16 protein-coding genes and 1 tRNA gene are annotated in these 17,851 nt (G+C 65.4%); 2 read left to right on the top strand and 15 right to left on the bottom strand.

What is annotated here, in order from left to right; translation table 11 throughout:
* Nucleotides 1-35 precede the first annotated feature (35 nt).
* Together ATJ78_RS08355 and ATJ78_RS08350 are read right to left on the bottom strand one after the other, a co-directional pair.
* Nucleotides 36-1,394: a hypothetical protein gene (locus tag ATJ78_RS08355; RefSeq protein ID WP_098407175.1), complete on the bottom strand. Its 1,359-nt coding sequence runs from the start codon at nt 1,392-1,394 to the stop codon at nt 36-38.
* Between the two features lie 217 nt (nt 1,395-1,611).
* On the bottom strand, nt 1,612-3,489 hold the full coding sequence (locus ATJ78_RS08350; RefSeq protein ID WP_098407174.1) for a phosphoenolpyruvate carboxykinase (GTP): 1,878 nt from the start codon (nt 3,487-3,489) through the stop codon (nt 1,612-1,614).
* 114 nt (nt 3,490-3,603) lie between these two features.
* Between ATJ78_RS08350 and ATJ78_RS08345 the strand changes: the two genes are divergently transcribed.
* Complete coding sequence (locus ATJ78_RS08345; protein WP_098407173.1) at nt 3,604-5,046, top strand: helix-turn-helix domain-containing protein; 1,443 nt, start codon at nt 3,604-3,606, stop codon at nt 5,044-5,046.
* 3 nt (nt 5,047-5,049) lie between these two features.
* Here the strand turns inward: ATJ78_RS08345 and ATJ78_RS08340 are convergent, their stop codons facing one another.
* The 10 genes from ATJ78_RS08340 to topA all read right to left on the bottom strand — a co-directional run bounded on the left by ATJ78_RS08340 (nt 5,050) and on the right by topA (nt 16,352).
* A complete protein-coding gene (locus tag ATJ78_RS08340; protein WP_098407172.1) occupies nt 5,050-5,649 on the bottom strand; it encodes an isochorismatase family protein in 600 nt (199 codons plus the stop codon).
* 17 nt (nt 5,650-5,666) lie between these two features.
* Nucleotides 5,667-7,073: a D-alanyl-D-alanine carboxypeptidase/D-alanyl-D-alanine endopeptidase gene (gene dacB / locus ATJ78_RS08335; RefSeq protein ID WP_169923429.1), complete on the bottom strand. Its 1,407-nt coding sequence runs from the start codon at nt 7,071-7,073 to the stop codon at nt 5,667-5,669.
* A 25-nt stretch (nt 7,074-7,098) separates the two neighbouring features.
* Complete coding sequence (locus ATJ78_RS08330; RefSeq protein ID WP_098407170.1) at nt 7,099-8,091, bottom strand: Gfo/Idh/MocA family protein; 993 nt, start codon at nt 8,089-8,091, stop codon at nt 7,099-7,101.
* A gap of 27 nt (nt 8,092-8,118) precedes the next feature.
* Nucleotides 8,119-9,036 carry an aldose 1-epimerase family protein gene (locus tag ATJ78_RS08325; protein WP_098407169.1) on the bottom strand — a complete coding sequence of 306 codons (918 nt, stop codon included), beginning with the start codon at nt 9,034-9,036 and terminating at the stop codon, nt 8,119-8,121.
* A 138-nt stretch (nt 9,037-9,174) separates the two neighbouring features.
* A tRNA-Thr gene (locus ATJ78_RS08320) sits at nt 9,175-9,247 on the bottom strand.
* 58 nt (nt 9,248-9,305) lie between these two features.
* On the bottom strand, nt 9,306-10,223 hold the full coding sequence (locus tag ATJ78_RS08315; RefSeq protein ID WP_098407168.1) for a DMT family transporter: 918 nt from the start codon (nt 10,221-10,223) through the stop codon (nt 9,306-9,308).
* Complete coding sequence (locus ATJ78_RS08310) at nt 10,214-11,776, bottom strand: alpha/beta hydrolase (RefSeq protein ID WP_098407167.1); 1,563 nt, start codon at nt 11,774-11,776, stop codon at nt 10,214-10,216. The genes ATJ78_RS08315 and ATJ78_RS08310 overlap by 10 nt, the downstream gene beginning before the upstream one ends.
* A gap of 12 nt (nt 11,777-11,788) precedes the next feature.
* The gene (locus tag ATJ78_RS08305) at nt 11,789-12,919 is read right to left on the bottom strand and encodes a DNA polymerase III subunit delta' (RefSeq protein WP_098407166.1); all 1,131 of its coding nucleotides are present in this window, start codon (nt 12,917-12,919) and stop codon (nt 11,789-11,791) included.
* 59 nt (nt 12,920-12,978) lie between these two features.
* Nucleotides 12,979-13,596 (bottom strand): dTMP kinase, encoded by a 618-nt coding sequence (tmk, locus tag ATJ78_RS08300; protein WP_098407165.1) that lies wholly within the window; start codon nt 13,594-13,596, stop codon nt 12,979-12,981.
* Nucleotides 13,593-16,352, bottom strand: a complete 2,760-nt coding sequence (gene topA / locus ATJ78_RS08295) for a type I DNA topoisomerase (RefSeq protein ID WP_098407164.1) — start codon at nt 16,350-16,352, stop codon at nt 13,593-13,595. Before topA ends, tmk begins: the two co-directional genes overlap by 4 nt.
* 210 nt (nt 16,353-16,562) lie before the next feature.
* On the opposite strand from topA, the gene ATJ78_RS08290 reads away from it, so the two are divergent.
* Entirely contained in the window at nt 16,563-16,799 is a 237-nt protein-coding gene (locus tag ATJ78_RS08290; RefSeq protein WP_098407163.1) for a hypothetical protein, read from the top strand.
* Here the strand turns inward: ATJ78_RS08290 and ATJ78_RS08285 are convergent.
* The 3 genes from ATJ78_RS08285 to ATJ78_RS08275 are packed head-to-tail and all read right to left on the bottom strand — an operon-like array spanning nt 16,790 to nt 17,737.
* On the bottom strand, nt 16,790-17,167 hold the full coding sequence (locus ATJ78_RS08285; RefSeq protein ID WP_098409286.1) for an Rv3654c family TadE-like protein: 378 nt from the start codon (nt 17,165-17,167) through the stop codon (nt 16,790-16,792). The two genes, ATJ78_RS08290 and ATJ78_RS08285, sit on opposite strands and share 10 nt — an antisense overlap.
* Nucleotides 17,168-17,226: 59 nt before the next feature.
* Nucleotides 17,227-17,565 (bottom strand): TadE family type IV pilus minor pilin, encoded by a 339-nt coding sequence (locus ATJ78_RS08280; protein ID WP_245836254.1) that lies wholly within the window; start codon nt 17,563-17,565, stop codon nt 17,227-17,229.
* Nucleotides 17,546-17,737, bottom strand: a complete 192-nt coding sequence (locus tag ATJ78_RS08275; protein ID WP_245836253.1) for a DUF4244 domain-containing protein — start codon at nt 17,735-17,737, stop codon at nt 17,546-17,548. The genes ATJ78_RS08280 and ATJ78_RS08275 overlap by 20 nt, the downstream gene beginning before the upstream one ends.
* Nucleotides 17,738-17,851 lie beyond the last annotated feature (114 nt).

The raw sequence follows: 17,851 nt of genomic DNA, 5'->3' as shown, positions 1-17,851 counted from the left end.
TCAGCATCCACCACCTCTCTTCTGACTGACACCTTCTACGAGGTGGGAATCAGCCCGGCACGCTTGAACGCGGCGATGCACGTCGGGCGGCGCCGGTTCTCGTCGATCACCCTCGCGAGAAACTCAGCGAAATCGTCGGCGGCGCCGGCAGAATGCGCGACCTTTCGCATCGTCGTGAGCGTTTTCGCGGCCGCGCGGTAGTTGCGCTTGTCTGTCACCTCGAGAGTATCGAGAACGATCTGCCGGTAGATCGGAAGCGTATCGGCCGGGCGCGTGCGCGCTCGCTCCGTGCAGAGCCGCTGCCATAAACCAGCGTCCACCAGAGCCTCACGATTCTGCATCGCAAACGTCCAGGCGTCGTCGCTGCGCCCCTCGTCGAGAAGGTAACGCACGTAGGCATGGGGGCTTCGTGCGGCAAGCATCTCTTCGGCCGCGACGCGCTCCTGTTGCCACGCACCCCAGCACTCAGCTGTCGCACGAAGGCTCGCGAACGATGCGCCTCCGGGGAATCGCGTGAACCAGGAGCGACGAAGTCTCAGCGCCTCGTCCTGATCACCCTGAGCATCGGCGCGCTCGACGAGCAGATTCACGAGCTTCTGATTCCACCCGCGCGAGTCGAGTTCTACCCCGATGCGGGCATAATGCAGCGCGTCGTCCCACAGCTCCGCCTCGACAAAGTCATCGACAAGACGCTCCGCGACCATCGGGTTCGACGGTTCCCCTCCGTGCGCGGCCAGGATGGCGTCGCGATCGCGGTCCAGCACGGCAAGCCGCTCGAGGGGGTAGGTGCTGTACGGGCCGAGGTCGGCGTCCGCGATGGCAGCACGATATGCAGAGATGCTCTTCTCGCTGAGTCCTGGTGCATAGGCGACGATGTCGGGATCGAAGAAATCCTGCGTCCCGCCATAGCGATACTTCACGATCCATTTCACGAGCTTTGATTGCTGTGCTTGCGTCAACGGCGGAGTCGCCGTACGAACAGCCGTGGCATGCGCGTCGAGCAGCGTACGAATTTGGTCGCCCTGGAGCCCGGAGGAATCGTCCGACTTGAGTATTGCGCGAGTCGCCAGCGTGATCGCGCGCTCGATGACGGGGACAAGATCGGGTGAGCCTGCTTGCGCTTTGGTTTCGAGAAGATCCACGACGTCGGCGCCTTCTTCGGCGTATCGGTTGGCTTGCCAGTAGTCGTAAAAGCGGCGCCCGGGTTTCAGCGTCTCGTTGATCATGCCGAGCAATTCGTTCGGACTGTCGGACGATGCCGCCCTCTGAATTTCGAGCCAGTCGCGCACTTGGGGCACGTGGTTGCTCGCCTGCCTGAGCAGCGCCCGAACGTCGTCCTCGTCAAGCAACTCGAGCCAGTCATCGAGGCGCGAGGCCGCATCTTCGTTCTGCATGTCCTCAAGTCTCGCAGAGGCGCCCGACGCGGCACAGCAAAACGGGCGGCACATGCACGCCCCACTGGCATGCGCCGCCCGTCGTCACCCGCTCCAGGAGCGAGGAGGTGATCCGGAACCGTCCGGCCAAGGCGCTATTCCGGCCCACCTCCTCGCCGCTGGCGAGGGTGACCGCGGCGCGCGCACTGTGTCCCCCGCACGCGCCGCGGTGGCTTGATCACTCCTTCGTGAGTCGGTACCGAAGCGCCGCGAGCTCGGTCCTCAGCGCCGCAGGCACCTTCGTCCCGAACGTGTCGAAAAACTCCTCGGTGAGTTCTGCTTCTTCGAGCCAGCCCTCGCGGTTGAGCGAGAACAGCTCCTCGAGATCCTCCTGCGGCACATCGATCCCGTGCAGGTTGAGGTCATCAACCTTCGGCAGGCGCCCGATCGGGGTCGTCTCCGCAGAAACGGTGCCGGAGAGGCGCCCGGCAATCCACTCGAGCACACGCGCGTTCTCGCCGAATCCGGGCCACAGGAAGCGCCCATCGTCTCCCTTGCGGAACCAGTTGACCTGGTAGATGCGCGGTGCACGATCGAACCGCAGCTTGTTGCCGATCGACAGCCAGTGCGCCCAGTGATCGGCCATGTTGTAGCCGCAGAACGGACGCATTGCAAACGGGTCGCGACGGAGCTCGCCGACCGTGCCCTCGGCAGCGGCCGTGCGCTCGCTCGAAATCGTGGCACCCATGAAGACTCCGTGGCTCCAGTCAGAAGCTTCAACCACAAGCGGGACGTTCGTCGCGCGTCGTCCCCCGAACAGAATGGCGTCGATGGGAACCCCGCCGTCGGCCTCCCAGTCCGGCGCCATCTGGGGGCACTGCGCCGCCGCGACCGTGAATCGCGAGTTCGGGTGCGCAGCAGGGCGTTCCGAATCCGGCGTCCAGTCGTTGCCCTCCCAGTCGATGAGGTGGTCAGGCGGAGTGTCGGTGAGCCCTTCCCACCACACGTCGCCATCGTCGCGCAACGCGACATTCGTGAAGATCGTGTTGCCCCAGAGCGTCTCGACGGCTGTGACGTTCGTCGACTCGCCCGTGCCCGGAGCGACACCGAAGAAGCCGGCCTCGGGGTTGATGGCCCACAGTCGCCCGTCGTCGCCCGGCCGCAGCCATGCGATGTCGTCGCCGATGGTCTCGACCTTCCACCCGGGAATAGTCGGCCGCAGCATCGCGAGGTTGGTTTTGCCGCACGCCGATGGGAATGCGGCGGCAACGTGGTACGCGCGGCCGTTCGGATCTGTCACGCGAATCAGCAGCATGTGCTCGGCGAGCCAGCCTTCGTCGCGTGCCATGACACTCGCGATCCTGAGCGCGAAGCACTTCTTGCCGAGCAGGGCGTTGCCTCCGTATCCGGAGCCGTACGACCAGATCTCACGGCTCTCGGGGAACTGAACGATGTACTTCTCGTCATTGCACGGCCATGTGACGTCCGGCTTGCCTGTCTCGAGCGGCGCACCGACGGAGTGGTGCGCTCTGATCCACGATGCACCATCGGCGATGAGTTCCAGCACCTCGTCGCCCATGCGCGTCATGATGCCCATCGAGACCACAGCGTACGCGGAGTCGGTGATCTGAACGCCGAGTTGCGAGAGCGGTCCACCGACAGGCCCCATTGAGAACGGAACGACGTACATCGTGCGTCCGCGCATGCTGCCCGTGAATACCCGGTTCAGCGTCTCGCGCATCTCTGCCGGCTCTGCCCAGTTGTTGGTCGGACCAGCATCCTCTTCACTTTCGCTGGCGATGAATGTGCGCGCCTCAACACGGGCCACGTCTGAGGGCGTCGAGCGCGCCAAGTAGCTGTTCGGTCTCCACTCTGGATTCAGCTTGATGAGTTTTCCTTCGCTCACCAGCTGCTTGGTCAAGCGGTCGAATTCCGCGCGCGAGCCGTCGCACCAGACAACGTCGTCGGGCTGAGTCAGCTCCGCAATCTCGTCGACCCAGGCGCGCAGCTCATCGAGGCCTCTCGGAAGATCACGCTGGTCAGTGGAGGGAACGGCGTCGTTCCCATATGACTCGTTCTCGCTGATTCGTTGTCCGATGAGTTCTGCGAGTGACATTCGTACCTCCGAGCGGTGTCAAGATCGTGTCTATCTCCACTTTGCGGCATGGTTTGCCTGCTGAACCGCTCCTTCTGCTGTCAAGAAGTACAATTTTTACGTTATTGTTGAATCATGACGACGTCGAGCGATCTGGCAACCCTCGGGCACCGCGTGCGCCATTTCCGAACCAGGGCCGGACTCACCCTCGATGCGTTGGGCGCAGCGGTCAACGTCACGGGCAGTCAGCTCTCGCTCATCGAGAACGGCAAGCGCGAGCCCAAGCTGTCCTTGCTCACCGCCATAGCTGACGCCGTGCACGTGCCGCTGACCGACCTGCTCACGCGCGAGCCGCCTTCGCATCGTGCGGCGCTGGAACTCGAGCTGCTCGAGGCCCAGGCCGGCCCGCTGTATTCGACGCTCGGCCTCCCTGCCGTGAAGCCCAATCGGGGCATGAGTGACGAGACGCTTGAATCGCTCGTGGGCATGCACCGTGAGCTGCAGCGCCGTGCGAGCGAGGCCATTGCGACGCCAGAAGAAGCGCGGCGAGCGAATACCGAACTGCGTGCGCGCATGCGTGCGCGCGACAACTACCTCCCCGAGATCGAGAAGGTTGCCGAGGAGCGCGTCACGGCCGCCGGGCATGCGACCGGTGCACTCACGCACCGCACCGTCGGCATCATGGCCGAGCAGCTGGGATTCGAGCTGCTCTACGTCAACGATCTTCCCAATTCCGCGCGTTCGATCACGGATCTCGAGAACGGGCGCATCTATCTGCCACCAGCATCCATTCCCGGTGGCCACGGGCTGCGGTCGATGGCGCTGCAGGCGATGGCGCATCGGATTCTCGGTCACACGGTTCCCACGAGCTACGCGCAGTTTCTTGAGCAGCGTCTCGAGATCAACTACTTCGCCGCGTGCTGCCTCATTCCGCAGACCCGCGCCGTGGCCTTTCTGCGCGACGCGAAGAAGAACCGAAATCTTGCCGTCGAGGACTTTCGCGATGCCTTCGGGGTCACCCACGAGGCTGCCGGACTGCGCTTGACCAACCTCGCGACATCGCAGCTCGACATGAGGCTGCACTTCCTTCGCGTGACAGACGAGGGGATGCTGCAGAAGGGCTACGAGAACGACGGCATTCCGCTGCCGAGCGATGTCACGGGATCGATCGAGGGGCAGCGCGTGTGCCGCAAATGGAGCGCCCGCTCGGCGTTCGCGCGACGCAATCGCACGACAGAGCAGTACCAGTTCACCGACACCCCGGAGGGAACCTTCTGGTGCTCGACGCAGACGGGCACCACGGATGCTGGTGAATACTCGATCTCGGTCGGCGTCCCATTCGATGAGGCGAAGTGGTTCCGCGGCCGCGAAACACACCGCAGGGCCGAGTCGCGCTGCCCCGATGAGTCGTGCTGTCAGCGCCCGTCAGACGAGCTCGCAGGCAAATGGCGCGACAAGTCATGGCCAAGCGCCCGACTCCACACGCAGGTGCTCGCGCCGCTTCCTTCGGGTCGGTTCCCCGGCGTCGACGACAACGAGGTGTACGACTTTCTCGATCGTCACGCTGCGACCGAGTGACTGCTACTCGGTCGGGACCTCACTCGATTTGGCGAGCGTGACGCCGTGTACCGCCATCTCTGCAAGGGCCGCCTCGCTTGACTCCGCTGCGACTCCCGCGATGAGGTCGGTCAGCACCGTGACGTGCATTCCCGCATCGACGGCGTCGAGAACTGATGCCCGAACGCAGTGGTCTGTCGCGATCCCGACGGCGTCGATCTCTGTGACTCCCGCCTCGCTGAGAGTCTCGAGCAGGGTTCGGCCGTCGTCGGTCGTGCCTTCAAACGCCGAGTACGCGGGAACGCCCTGCCCCTTGCGAACATGCGTCGAGACGCGGGCCGTGTCGAACGCCGGGTGATACTCCGCTCCCGGCGTGTCAGCGACGCAGTGCACGGGCCACGTCGAGACGTAATCAGGAGCATCGCCGTCGGACGCGAAGTGGCCGCCATTGTCATCGGCTGCGTTGTGCCAGTCCCGCGAGGCAACGACGGTACCGTAGCGCTTCGCCGCGAGGTTCAGCCACCGCGTGACGTTGCGGGCCACGTCGGCGCCGCCGAACACGCCGAGCGCGCCACCTTCCGTGAAATCGTTCTGAACATCGACGATCAGCAGTGCGCGCGTCACAGGTCCTCCACCTCAGGTCATAGATTCGATAGGTCGTTGCCGCAACGATAGAAGGCTGTGGTCAGCATATCTACCGCGTGCGCCGTCGTGTTCGGCAGCGGCTCCTCCCCGAGCGCGTAGATCGAGAAGATGAGCGTTGTGCCGTCTTCAGCATCGATCACGCCCGACAGCGTATACGCCGTCTGGATCCACCCCGTCTTCGCCCGCACGTGACCGGCTGCTGCCTCGGCATCGCCAGAGAACCGGCTGTCGTAGCGGAGCGTCCCGGTCTCGCCTGCGACGGGCAGGCCGGCCAGCACGGAGGGCATGTCGATGTCACCGCTCTGAATGCCACGCAGCAGTTTCGTGAAGTAGCTGTTCGGCACCGCGTTCAGCGCGCTCAGTCCCGACCCGTCGACGATGGTGAGCGCGCTCGTATCAATGCCGAGGGGGTCGAGCGCAGCCGGGATGCCCTCGGCGAGCGCAGCGAACGAGCTGCCCGCTCCCTGCTCAATGGCGACGAGCCGAGCAAGCGACTCGGCGATCATGTTGTCGCTGTAGAGCAGCATGTACTCGACGAGCGCGCTCATGGGCGGGGACTCGACGCTCGCCAGCTGCGTGCCGCCCGCGGGCGCGGTGCCTGTCTCGACGGCAGCTCCCGGAAAGTACGAGGCGAACGCGTTGCCCGCACGCGTGACAGGGTCGCTTCCGCGGGCGGAGTACTCGTATTCCGGGTAGAGCCGATCAGCGTCGACCTGCAACGCGGTCACGTGCGACTGGTAGCCCTCGCGCATTCCCTTGGTGTCCCAGCTCGGCAGCCAGGTCTCGCCGGTGAAGGCCGTGCTGTCGAGCAGAATGCGGGTGATGGGCTCGGTGTGACCGGCATCCGCCCATGCTGTCTTTGTCGCCTCGGCCAGGGCGTCAAGGTGCGCAGCCCCCGGATACACCGACTCTTGCCCCGTTGGAAGCCGCGTGAGCGTCATATCGCCCTGACCGACGAGCACGACGGTTCCGGCCTCGACTCCGGCGACGACGGGCGTCGAGATGCGGTAGTCGGGACCAAAGGTCTGGAGCGCCGCGGCGGCGGTGATCAGTTTGAGGTTGCTCGCGGTCGCCGCGGGATGCGTGGAGTTGCGGTCGTAGAGCAGCTCTCCTGTTTCGGCATTGACCACGCGAGCCTGGAGCGTGTGCAGGAGCGGGTCGGATGCCGCGTCAGCGACCGAGCACTCTCGGATTCCACTTGCCGGAACCGGGTCCTCCGCGAGCGCACGAGGGTCGGGGGTTGCGCTCGGAGTCGGCGTGGCGCTGGGTGTCGCGGCAACGGCGAACGGGCTCTCGAGCACCGCACCTGCTGTGACGGAGCCTCCCGCCAGCAGCACACCGACGATTGCGCCGACGGCCCAGAAGGCGCGCCGACGCGACGAAGTGCGAGCAGGGCGAGACACGTGCTCGATTTTAGCGGGTGGAGGCTCAGAACTCGCTCGGATAGACGACGCCGATCTGACGGCGCACCTCGTCGAGAAGGCCCATGATGTCGGCGGATTCGCGGGGCGGGAGGATGCTGCCAGCGAGGTCGCCCGCCGCGACGAGACGCTCGAGTTCAAGTGCCTGGTAGTGCATTCCCCTGCCGTTCACCTCGCTCGTAAACTCCTCGAGAACGTCGCCGGCGGTCGTCGTGGTTCTGAACGACGTTGCTGTGTACCAGACGCGGTCGATGTCGATGCGCGCGTCGGTGCCGATGATGCTCGCCTGGTTCGGGCCAGCCCCGCGCAGGGAGCTGAACGTCGTCGCCATGGCGCCAGAGCTGTAGCTGAAGACGGCGGATACCTGCGCGTCGACACCCGTATCTGTGAGCTGCGCCGTGGCCGTGAGGCGATCGGGCAGTCCGAGCACGTCGACGACGAACGAGATGGGGTAGATGCCGAGGTCGAGCAGCGCTCCCCCGCCGAGGTGCGGGTCCATCATGCGATGCTCGGGTCCGACCGTGATGTTCTGCGTGTGATCGGCTGTCACCGCGACGATCTCGCCCAGCGTTGCGTCGGCGATGATCTCCCGCACACGGCGCATGTGCGGAAGGTAGCGCGTCCACATCGCTTCGAGCACGACGAGCCCGCGTTTGGCAGCCAGGTCGACGAGCGCACGTGCCTCGTCTTCGGTAACGGTGAACGCCTTCTCGACGAGTACGTGCTTTCCGGCCTCGAGCGCGAGCGTTGCCTGTGCAGCGTGCAGGCTGTGTGGCGAGGCGACATAGACGACGTCGACCTCGGGGTCTGCGACGAGTTCTTCATAGCTGCCGTGCGCGCGCTCGATGCCGAACTCCTCCGCGAATGCGCGCGACCGCTCAAGCGAACGCGAGCCGACGGCGGTAACCGCGAAGCCGTTCAGCTGCAGGTCTTTCGTGAAGGTGCGGGCGATTCCCCCGGGCGCAAGAATGCCCCAGCGCAGTGCGTGCGGTGTCGTCATGGCTCCCAGCTTATGTGCAGTGGGCGCTCAGCCCGAGAACGTGACGCCCCAGCGCGCCGTCCACGTCTCGCCCGGTTCAATCCAGCGCAGGCCCTCGCCGGAGTTGAACGCGTTCGCCGGCATGGTCATGGGCTCGATGGCGAGCGAGCGCGTGCCGTCCGACCGAATGCGATCCGAGGTGTAGAACTGCACGTAGCCGAACTGCTCGTCACCCCACACGGTGAGTGCTCGGCCGTCGGATGCTGTCAGCGAATGCTCGTATCGGCCTTCGTTCAGCGCAAGTCCCGTGTAGGCGGTGTCGACGTTGAGTTCTCGAACCGCCCGCCCGGCCCGCAGATCTTTCTCGGGTGGAACGCCAGAAACCCCGGTCGGGTTCATGCGATCATCGACGTCGATGACGGTCGTTCCGGTGCTCGTCGCCGTGAGGTCGTCGGTGTCGACATCGCCGATGCGGTAGTAGCCGTGGGTGCCGATGCCGACGGGCGCACGTCTCGTGCCGCGATTCGCGATCGAGTGCGTCACCTCGAGGCCGCCACCCGTGAGGGCGTAGCGAATCGAGGTTTCAAGGCTGAACGGATAGCCGCGCTGCGGGTGGATGTCTGCAGCGAGCGTGATGCTGGCAGCATCCTGCTCCACGAGCGCATACGGCTGTGTGCGCAGCAGGCCGTGGCTCGCGTTACCGAACTTCGGTTCGGTGATATCGAGTTGCTGCGTCGTTCCGTCAAGCGTCCACTTTCCGTCGCGCACCCGGTTCGGCCAGGGTACGAGAACATTGCCCTGCGCCGAGAGCGGCAGAGCATCTTCGGCGAAGGTCTCGAGCACCTGCGTGCCGTTGAGCACAAGCTCGCGCAGTGTCGCGCCGACCTCGGTGACCGTAAGACTGTCGCGTGCACCGGTGAGCGTGAACTGCTGGCCCGTCGGATTCCATGTCTGCGATGACGTCATCGCCCCATCGTATCGAGCGCGTCGGTCATCTCACGAGCGCGCCGCACTCGCTGCGGCCGTCGCCGCGCTGACGCCACCAGTGGGCTGACATGCGAAAGACCCCGGCGAACATGTGCTGTTCGCCGGGGTCTTTTTCGGAGCCGCCTGTCGGAATCGAACCGACGACCTATTCATTACGAGTGAATCGCTCTGCCGACTGAGCTAAGGCGGCGTGGGCACACCATCAACGTGCGCGCACAGCGAACCATATTACACGTTCTTGAGGGCGCTCATGACCACGCACGCTCCAGATCGTGCGCCGCGGATCGCGCAACGCGGGCGGGCATCACCAGCACGAGGATGCTGACGCCAATCAACGCCATCCCCACCCAGCCGAGCGCCGGCAGCGACTCGCCGACAATCAGCACGGCGAGGATCGCGGCAACGACGGGCTCGGCGAGAGACAGGGTCGTCGCCGTGCTCGACGTGACGCGCCACAACCCCGCGCCGAACAGCACATATCCCGCGAACATCGGAATGAGGGCCATGTACGCCGACACCGCGAGGGTGCCTGGCGAATCAAGAATCGGTGCCCCCGTCGCGAGCATCACGGGGATCAGCAGCACGCCGCCGAGACCGAACGTCGAGCCCATCGCCGCGGCGCGAGCAGCGCCACCTCGCATGAGACGTGTGGCGGCGAACGAATACGCGGCGTAGGTGATTCCCGCCACGACGCCGAGCACGACGCCGAGCATCGGGGCATCTCCGGGCGATCCTCCACGAGTCACACAGAGCAGCAGGGCGCCGGCGCACCCGATCGCGGTGCCGATCCCCCACCGCCAGCGCAGTGGCGTCTTGTCGACGACGCGCTCGATCACTGCCGACGCGATGGGCGCTGAGCCGATCGAGACAATGGTTCCCACGGCAACGCCGGCGAGGCGCATCGAGCTGTAAAACGCGAGAGGGTACGTGGCGACGGCCACGGCTCCGATGGCAACGGTCCATCGCATGCGCCAGAGCACAGCGGCATGCGCGGCCAGTGACCGTGCCGCGACAGCCGCCTGCAGCATCCCGCCGACCCCCATGGCGAACGAGCCGATGGCGAGGGGGCCGACCCCGGGCGCGAATGTCGCCGCTGTTCCCGTGGTGCCCCAGAGCACGGATGCTGCCAGGACGAAGAGCGCCCCGGCCGAGCCTGCTACGTGCACATCGGGTCTTCGTCGGGAACAGTGCCGTTAATGAGGTAGTCGTCGACGACGTCGTTCACGCACTGGGAGCCCTTGTTGTAGGCCGTGTGCCCCTCGCCCTCGTAGGTGACGAGCTGCCCGGAGTCGAGCTGCTCGGCGAGGTTCTCTGCCCATTCGTAGGGAGTGGCCGGGTCGCCCGTCGTGCCGACGACGAGAATCGGGTCGGCGCCGGAAGCGTGGATCTCGGTGCGCTCCGCCCCGTCGGTGAACGGCCAGTTGGCGCAGCCAATGTCGCCGTACCCCATATACGGACCGAAGACCGGCGCCACGCTCTCGATCTCTTCGGCTTCGTCCCGCATCTTCTCCGGATCGGCGTTGTACGTGTAGTCGCGGCAGTTGTACGCCATGAACGCCTCGGTCGAGTTGTCGGCATACGTCCCGTCATCTTTGCGCCCGTTGTACTGGTCGGCGAAGAAGAACGCGTTAGCGGCATCGCCCTTCATGACGTCACTCAGCATGAGGTTGAGGTACTCCCAGTTGCCCGGCGAGTACAGGGGAAGAATGATGGCCGTGATGAGCGTGCTCGATCCGAGCATGCGGCCATCGGGCCCCTTGAGAGGTGACTCTCCGACAGAGTCGATGAGGTCGACGATCGTGTCACGCGCGGTGTCGACGCTGCCTGAGAAGGCGCAATCGCTGTTGTTGTCGATGCAGTCTTCGAGGAACGCCGAGAGGGCCCCCTCGAAGCCTTTGGCCTGCGCCTTCGACACTTCGAAGTTGCTCGTCGACGGGTCGATCGCGCCGTCGAGCACGAGGCGACCGACGTTGTCGGGGAACAGCTCTGCGTAGGTGGCCCCGAGGAACGTTCCGTACGAGTACCCGAGGTAGTAGAGCTCATCGTCGCCGAGGACGGCGCGCAGCAGATCGAGGTCTTTCGCGGCTTGAACCGTCGTGATGAACTCGAGCATGGGCCCGGTGTTGTCGAGACACGCCTGCCCGAAATCGGTCGCGCTCTCGGTCATCTCGTCAATCCAGGCTTCACTGCCCGTGTCGGTGTTCTCGGGAATCCCGTAGAGATACTCGTCCATCTGCTCGGGCTCGTAGCATTTCACGGCCGTCGATCGTCCGACGCCGCGGGGGTCGAAGCCGACGATGTCGAAGTTCTCTCTGAGGTCGGCGTCGACGGCATAGTCGAGGCTGTCTTTGACGAAATCGAAACCTGACCCTCCCGGACCGCCGGGGTTGAGCAGTAGTGAGCCGATGGCGTCACCCTGAGCCTTGCTGCGAATGAGCGCGAGTTCGATTTCGCCGGCTTCGGGTTCGTCCCAGTTCATCGGCGCACGTACGGTGGCGCACTCGAAGTTCGACGGGCACGCGTCCGTCGACCACTCGATGTCTTGCGCGTAGAACTCATCGGCCGTTGTGCCCGTCGTCGTGGGCTGCGGCTTGGAGGTGGGCGACGACGAACTGCCGTCGTTCGGGGGAATGAACGCCGTGAAGCATCCGCTCAATGGCACGACAAGCGCAGCGGCGAACGCGACGACCGCAAGTCGACGAGCACGGTTCTTTCTCATGGTCCTCCCCCTTCAGCGGATCGCGGTTACCAGCGCCGCCTCGAGGGCGAGCGCGGGAGCCACGTTGCCGGCGATGCGTCGCCTGGCCAGCTGAATCGCATCCATCGTGTGAAGCGTACGTGCCGGATCCGTGGATTCTGCGGCACGACGCAGATCGTCAGTGAACTCTCGGTTGATGATCGCCGCGTCACGGCCGAGCTGCACCATCGTGATGTCGCGGTACAGCGACAACAGGTCGACGAGAATGCGGTCGATCCCGTCGCGGAGACTGCGAGTGGCGCGCCGCTTCTGGTCGTCTTCAAGGGCCTTCAACTGGCTTCGCAGCGCGGGCGGCACGGTCTTTCCCGGTTCGACGCCGAGCGACCGAAGCACGCTCTCGCGTTCTGCCTCGTCGCGCTCCGCTGTGAACGCTTTCGCGTCGTCTCCGGCGATCTCGAGCATGCCCGCCGCCGCCATCACGGCGTCGGTGACCGTGCGCATAGCCAGGGCAGTGCGCAGGGTGCGTTCGCGTCGAGAAAGCGCATCAGCGTCGGTCGCGAGACGCTTCGCCATGCCGATGTGGCTCTGCGCAAGGCGCGCGGCGCGCTCTGCCGTGACGGCGTCCACCCCCAGCTGCACCTGCAGCAGGGCGGCGACGTCGTCGACGGTCGGCAGGCTCAGACGCAGTGTGCGCACGCGGCTGCGGATCGTGGGAAGCATATCGGCGTCGCTGGGCGCGCAGAGCACCCAGACCGTGCGCTCGGGCGGCTCCTCGAGGGCCTTGAGCAGAACGTTCGACGTGCGCTCGGTCATGCGGTCGGCGTCTTCGATGACCATGACGCGGTAGCGGCCCACGGAGGGCGAGTAGTACGACGTCGTCGCGAAGGCGCGCACCTCTTCGATCTTGTACGAGACGTTCTCGGTTCTCAGAATCGACAAGTCGGGGTGCGTGCGCGACTCCACCTGGGCGATGGTCTGCTGGTCTCCGTCGGGGTCGCCGCTCAGCAGCGCCGCGGCGAAAGCGTATGCGATGTTGGATCGCCCAGAGCCGGGAGGCCCCGTGATGAGCCAGGCATGGGTCATCGACGAACTCGACGCGGATGCTGCGGAGCGCAGTACGTCGACGGCCCCCGCTTGGCCCGTCATGTCATCCCATGCGCTCACGTCACCAGCCTACCTGCGCCCGCCGACGGAACCGTGGGTGACGGACGTCTGCGGGCACGTCAGCCGAGCAGCGCCTCCACGCGCGCCCGAATGTCCGCAGCGATCTCGTCAGGGGCACGCGCCGCATCGACAACGATAAAGCGGTCGTCGGATGCTGCAAGCTCGAGGTACGCCGCCCGAACCCGAGCGTGAAACTCCGCCTTCTCGGCCTCAAGACGATCGAACCGCTTCTCGGCAGCATCAAGTCGCTGCCGCGCCTTCGTCTCATCGAGGTCGAGCAGCACTGTGAGGTCAGGCAGGAGCCCCTCGACGGCCCACATCGAGAGGTCTCGGATCGTCTCGCCCGAGAGAACTCGCCCCGCGCCCTGGTAGGCGACCGACGAATCGATGTAGCGGTCCTGAATCACGACGTTCCCCGCCTCGAGCGCCGGACGCACCTTCGTCGCGATGTGGTGCGCACGGTCGGCGGCATACAGCAGTGCTTCCGCCCGAGGCGCGATATCGCCGCGGTGGTGAAGCACGATCTCTCGAATCTGCTCGCCGACCTCCGTGCCGCCCGGTTCTCTCGTTCGAACGACGGTACGTCCGAGACCGCTCAGCCACTGCTCGAGCAGCGCCGCCTGCGTCGACTTGCCGACGCCGTCACCGCCCTCGAGCGTGATGAACAGTCCGCTCATTCGGCGCTCGAGGTCGTGCTCTTCTTCGCTGACGTCGACGTCTTCGCAGCCGTCTTCTTGGCCGGTGCCTTCTTCGCCGTCGACTTCTTGGCCGGCGCCTTCTTGCGCGGCTTCGCCGACCCCTTCGCACGCTTGTCCGCAAGCATCTGCACAGCGCGCTCGAACGTCATATCCTGCGGGTCCTCACCCTTGGGAATCGTCACGTTCGTCGTACCGTCGGTCACGTATGGTCCGAAGCGGCCGTCCTTCACACGCACCGGCTTGCCGCTCTCGGGGTCCTCCTCGAACTCCTTCAGCGCACTCGAGGCACGACGCCCGCCGTACTTCGGCTGCGCGAAAATCTCGAGGGCACCCGCGAGGTCGATGTCGAAGATCTGCTCTTCGCTCTGCAGCGACCGGGAATCCGTTCCCTTCTTGAGATACGGTCCGAAGCGGCCGTTCTGCGCGGTGATCGGGTCGCCCGATTCCGGGTCCTCCCCCACGACGCGCGGCAGGCTGAGAAGCTGCAGCGCCTGCTCGAGGTCAACAGTCTCGGGAGACATCGACTTGAACAGCGATGCCGTGCGCGGCTTCGGCGCCTTCTTGGCCGACTTCTTCTTCGGAGCATCCTCAGCTGGCGTCTCCGGCTCGGGCTCGAGCTCGGTCACGTACGGCCCGAACCTGCCGTCTTTCACGACGATCGTCTTTCCGTTCTCGGGGTTCTGCCCGAGTTCGCGATCGTGCACGACCGGGGCGTCCTTGAGCTCGTGCGCCTTCGCGAGCGTGAGCTCGTCAGGAGCGAGATCCTGCGGAATGTTCACTCGTCGCACGGGGATCTCTCCCGTGGCAGCATCCGGTGTCGCGTCATCGTCGATCACCTCGAGATACGGCCCGTACTTGCCGATGCGCAGCGTGATCTGGTCGTCGATGCGCACCGAGTTGATCTCGCGGGCATCGATCTCGCCGAGGTTGTCGACGACGTGCCGCAGCCCGGCATGCCTGTCGTTTCCGAAGTAGAAGGCGTTCAGCCAGTCAGCGCGCCTGGCGTCTCCCGCCGCGATGCGGTCGAGATCTTCCTCCATGCCCGCGGTGAAGTCGTACTCGACGAGGTCGCTGAAGTGCTCCTCGAGCAGGCGAACAACGCTGAACGCGATCCAGTTCGGCACGAGCGCTGTTCCGCGCTGCGTGACATAGCCGCGATCGACGATCGTCGAGAGAATCTGCGCGTACGTCGAGGGACGCCCGATGCCCAGCTCTTCGAGACGCTTGGTCAGGCTTGCCTCGGTGTAGCGGGGCGGAGGGCTCGTCTCGTGACCTTTTGCCTCGACGTCGGCAAGCGCAGCAGCCTGGCCTTCGGTCATGGGCGGCAGCTTCGCGTTCTTGTCGCGGTCTCCGCGCACCTCGTCCTGGCCCTCTTCGTAGGCGGCGAGGAATCCGCGGAACGTGATGACGGTGCCGGATGCTGTCAGCTCAGCAGACTTCGCGACATCGCTGCCCTGCAGTTCAGCCTCGACCGTCACGGTGGCCGTCTGCCCCTTGGCGTCGGCCATCTGGCTCGCGACCGTGCGCTTCCAGATCAGCTCGTACAGCTTGAAGTCGTTGCCGTGCAGGGCGTTCTTGACCTGCTGCGGGGTGCGGAAGGTGTCGCCGGAGGGACGGATCGCCTCGTGCGCCTCTTGCGCGTTCTTCGACTTTCCGGAGTAGAGGCGAGGCTTCTCGGGCACAGCGTCGTCACCGTAGAGCGAGCGGGCCTGCGCGCGAGCAGCATCCGTCGCCTGCTTCGACAGCGACACCGAGTCGGTGCGCATATAGGTGATGTACCCGTTCTCGTACAGCGACTGCGCGACGCTCATGGTCTGCCTCGCGGAGAAGCGCAGCTTTCGCGCCGCCTCCTGCTGCAGCGTCGATGTGATGAACGGCGCGGCCGGGCGACGCGAGTACGGCTTGGTCTCGAGGTTCGAGATGCGCGCAGACGTCGTCTCGGCGCTGAGGCTCGCGGCAAGAGCCGTGGCCGAGGCCTCGTCGAGCTGCCGCACCTTCGCGGTGAGCGTGCCGTTGTCGTCGAAGTCCCGTCCCGTGGCGATGCGGGTTCCGTCGAGCCGCACGAGCTTGGCTTCGAAGCTCGACTCGGCGTCTGCGGGCGTCACCTCGGCGGTGAGGTCCCAATAGGATGCTGCGACGAACGCGAGGCGCTCGCGCTCACGATCCACGACCAGACGCGTCGCGGCCGACTGCACGCGACCGGCCGAGAGACCCGGGCCGACCTTGCGCCATAGAACGGGCGAGATCTCGTATCCGTAGACACGGTCGAGAATACGCCGTGTCTCCTGCGCGTCGACGAGCGAGTCGTTGAGCTCACGAGTGTTGTCTTTGGCTGCGAGGATGGCGTCTTTCGTGATCTCGTGAAACACCATGCGCTTCACCGGGACCTTCGGCTTGAGCACTTGAAGAAGGTGCCACGCGATGGCTTCGCCCTCGCGGTCTTCATCGGTGGCGAGCAGGAGCTCATCGGCATCCTTGAGCGCACGCTTGAGTTCGGCCACCGTCTTCTTCTTGGTGTCGGACACCACGTAGTACGGCTCGAAGTCGTTATCGATGTCGACGGCGAATTTGCCGAGGGAGCCCTTCTTCACCTCGGCGGGCAGCTTTTTGGGCTCCGCGAGATCTCGAATGTGCCCGACCGACGACAGCACTTCATAGCCGTCGCCCAGATACCCGGCGATGGACTTCATCTTGGTCGGCGACTCAACGATGACCAGCTTCTTCGTGCCTGACACCCGACTCCTTTCGTCGTGCACACCATACACACCCCGCCTGCGCCCTCACCTTGTGACCTGCTGTGCGGAGCCTGAACATCGGCACGATGCGAACAATGGATTGCGCGGCTCACGTACCGAGAACAGAGTTTCGCACATTTCTGTTCCCCGGCGCAGTTTCCGCATTGCGGCGACACTTGCGCATTCCGCGGGGACCCGCACAATAAAGGTATGAACAACACCTCAGGCAGCAGCTACACCGCAAAGCTCACGGACGGCCCGCTTGAGGGGAAGACGATCTCGATCGACTTCTTGCCCTCCGGCGACGCCAAGCCGTCGATCGAGGTTCCGGTCGACGAGGGCAAGGCCTATCTCTACGTGCAGTCGGGGCATACGGAGTTCGACACCGAAGACTCCGACCAGCCGACCGCCGTTGGCTACCGTTACCGCACCACGAACTACAGCTGAGGCGGGCCCGCTCGCGCCGACGCCGCGACCGGAAGACCGAGCACCGTCGTCGACACGCGCACGAGCGCAACAAGTCCCTCCACGGAACAGTCGTCGAGCGCCGCGCCGTTGAGGTCAGCGGCACGACGCGCCGCCTCGCACGGAACCCCGGCCACGAGCCCAGACGCCGTGTCGGCTGCGGCGAGCGCTGCAGCATCCGCAGCGCCCGCGACGGCCTGCCGGGCAGCGTAGACCGAGCAGAGCGGCGCGAGAATTCCGACAGCGATGAGCGTCGCCGCGACCAGGGCGATGGCGAGAACGGATGCTGCGCCGCGCTCGTTCGCGAGGCGGCGATGCGCTCGTCGCGAACAGCTCCGCCACACACGCATCGAACCCGCGACGTTTCGGCAAGACTGCCGCACCTCGCACGGCGCTGTCATGCCGCGCATCAGAGTCCTCCCGCGAGCGCGCAGCTTCTCGCAGACACGTCGATCGGCAGCACGGCAGCCCGCGCCGACACCGTCGCGCACACGAAGTCCCCCGAGGGCGCCGATGTCACCTGGGCGCCGCCGACGAGTGTCGTGACGCGAGACCGGGCGACAGACATGCTGTCGCCGCGAGCGAGCGTGCGCGCGGCGTCGGCCGCGGCATCCGTCACCCGCACCTGAAGAGCCGTCACCTGAAGGCCCCACATGCACAACGCGAGCACGAGCATCACGGCGGGGATCACCACCGCGAGCTCCGCCGTGACACTGCCGTGCTCGTTGTCAGTCGACCGTGAGCGCACGACGCACCAGATCGGTGAGTATGCCCTTCACCTCGTCGCTCTTCATGATGACGACGAGCAGGCCAGCGAAGCCGACGGCCGCCATCGTGGCAATGGCGTATTCGGCGGTCGCCGCGCCTTCGTCGTCGCGCAGACGGTCGACAAGGGCTCGGGCGGTTGGGGAGTGTGGCATGTGCATCCTTTCGTTTCCCTCTCTGGGGTCGGATGGCACGAGTACATCCAGTGTGCGCGAAGCCGCGCGAGTGCGGGCGAATGAAACCGGATGCTGTGGAGGCCACGCGCCGAT

It is taken from the genome of Paramicrobacterium agarici, from assembly GCF_002563955.1.
In the GTDB taxonomy this organism is placed as follows: Bacteria; Actinomycetota; Actinomycetes; order Actinomycetales; family Microbacteriaceae; genus Paramicrobacterium; species Paramicrobacterium agarici.
Note: the sequence above shows the minus strand (reverse complement) of the source record. Positions and strands in the feature narration are given on the sequence as shown.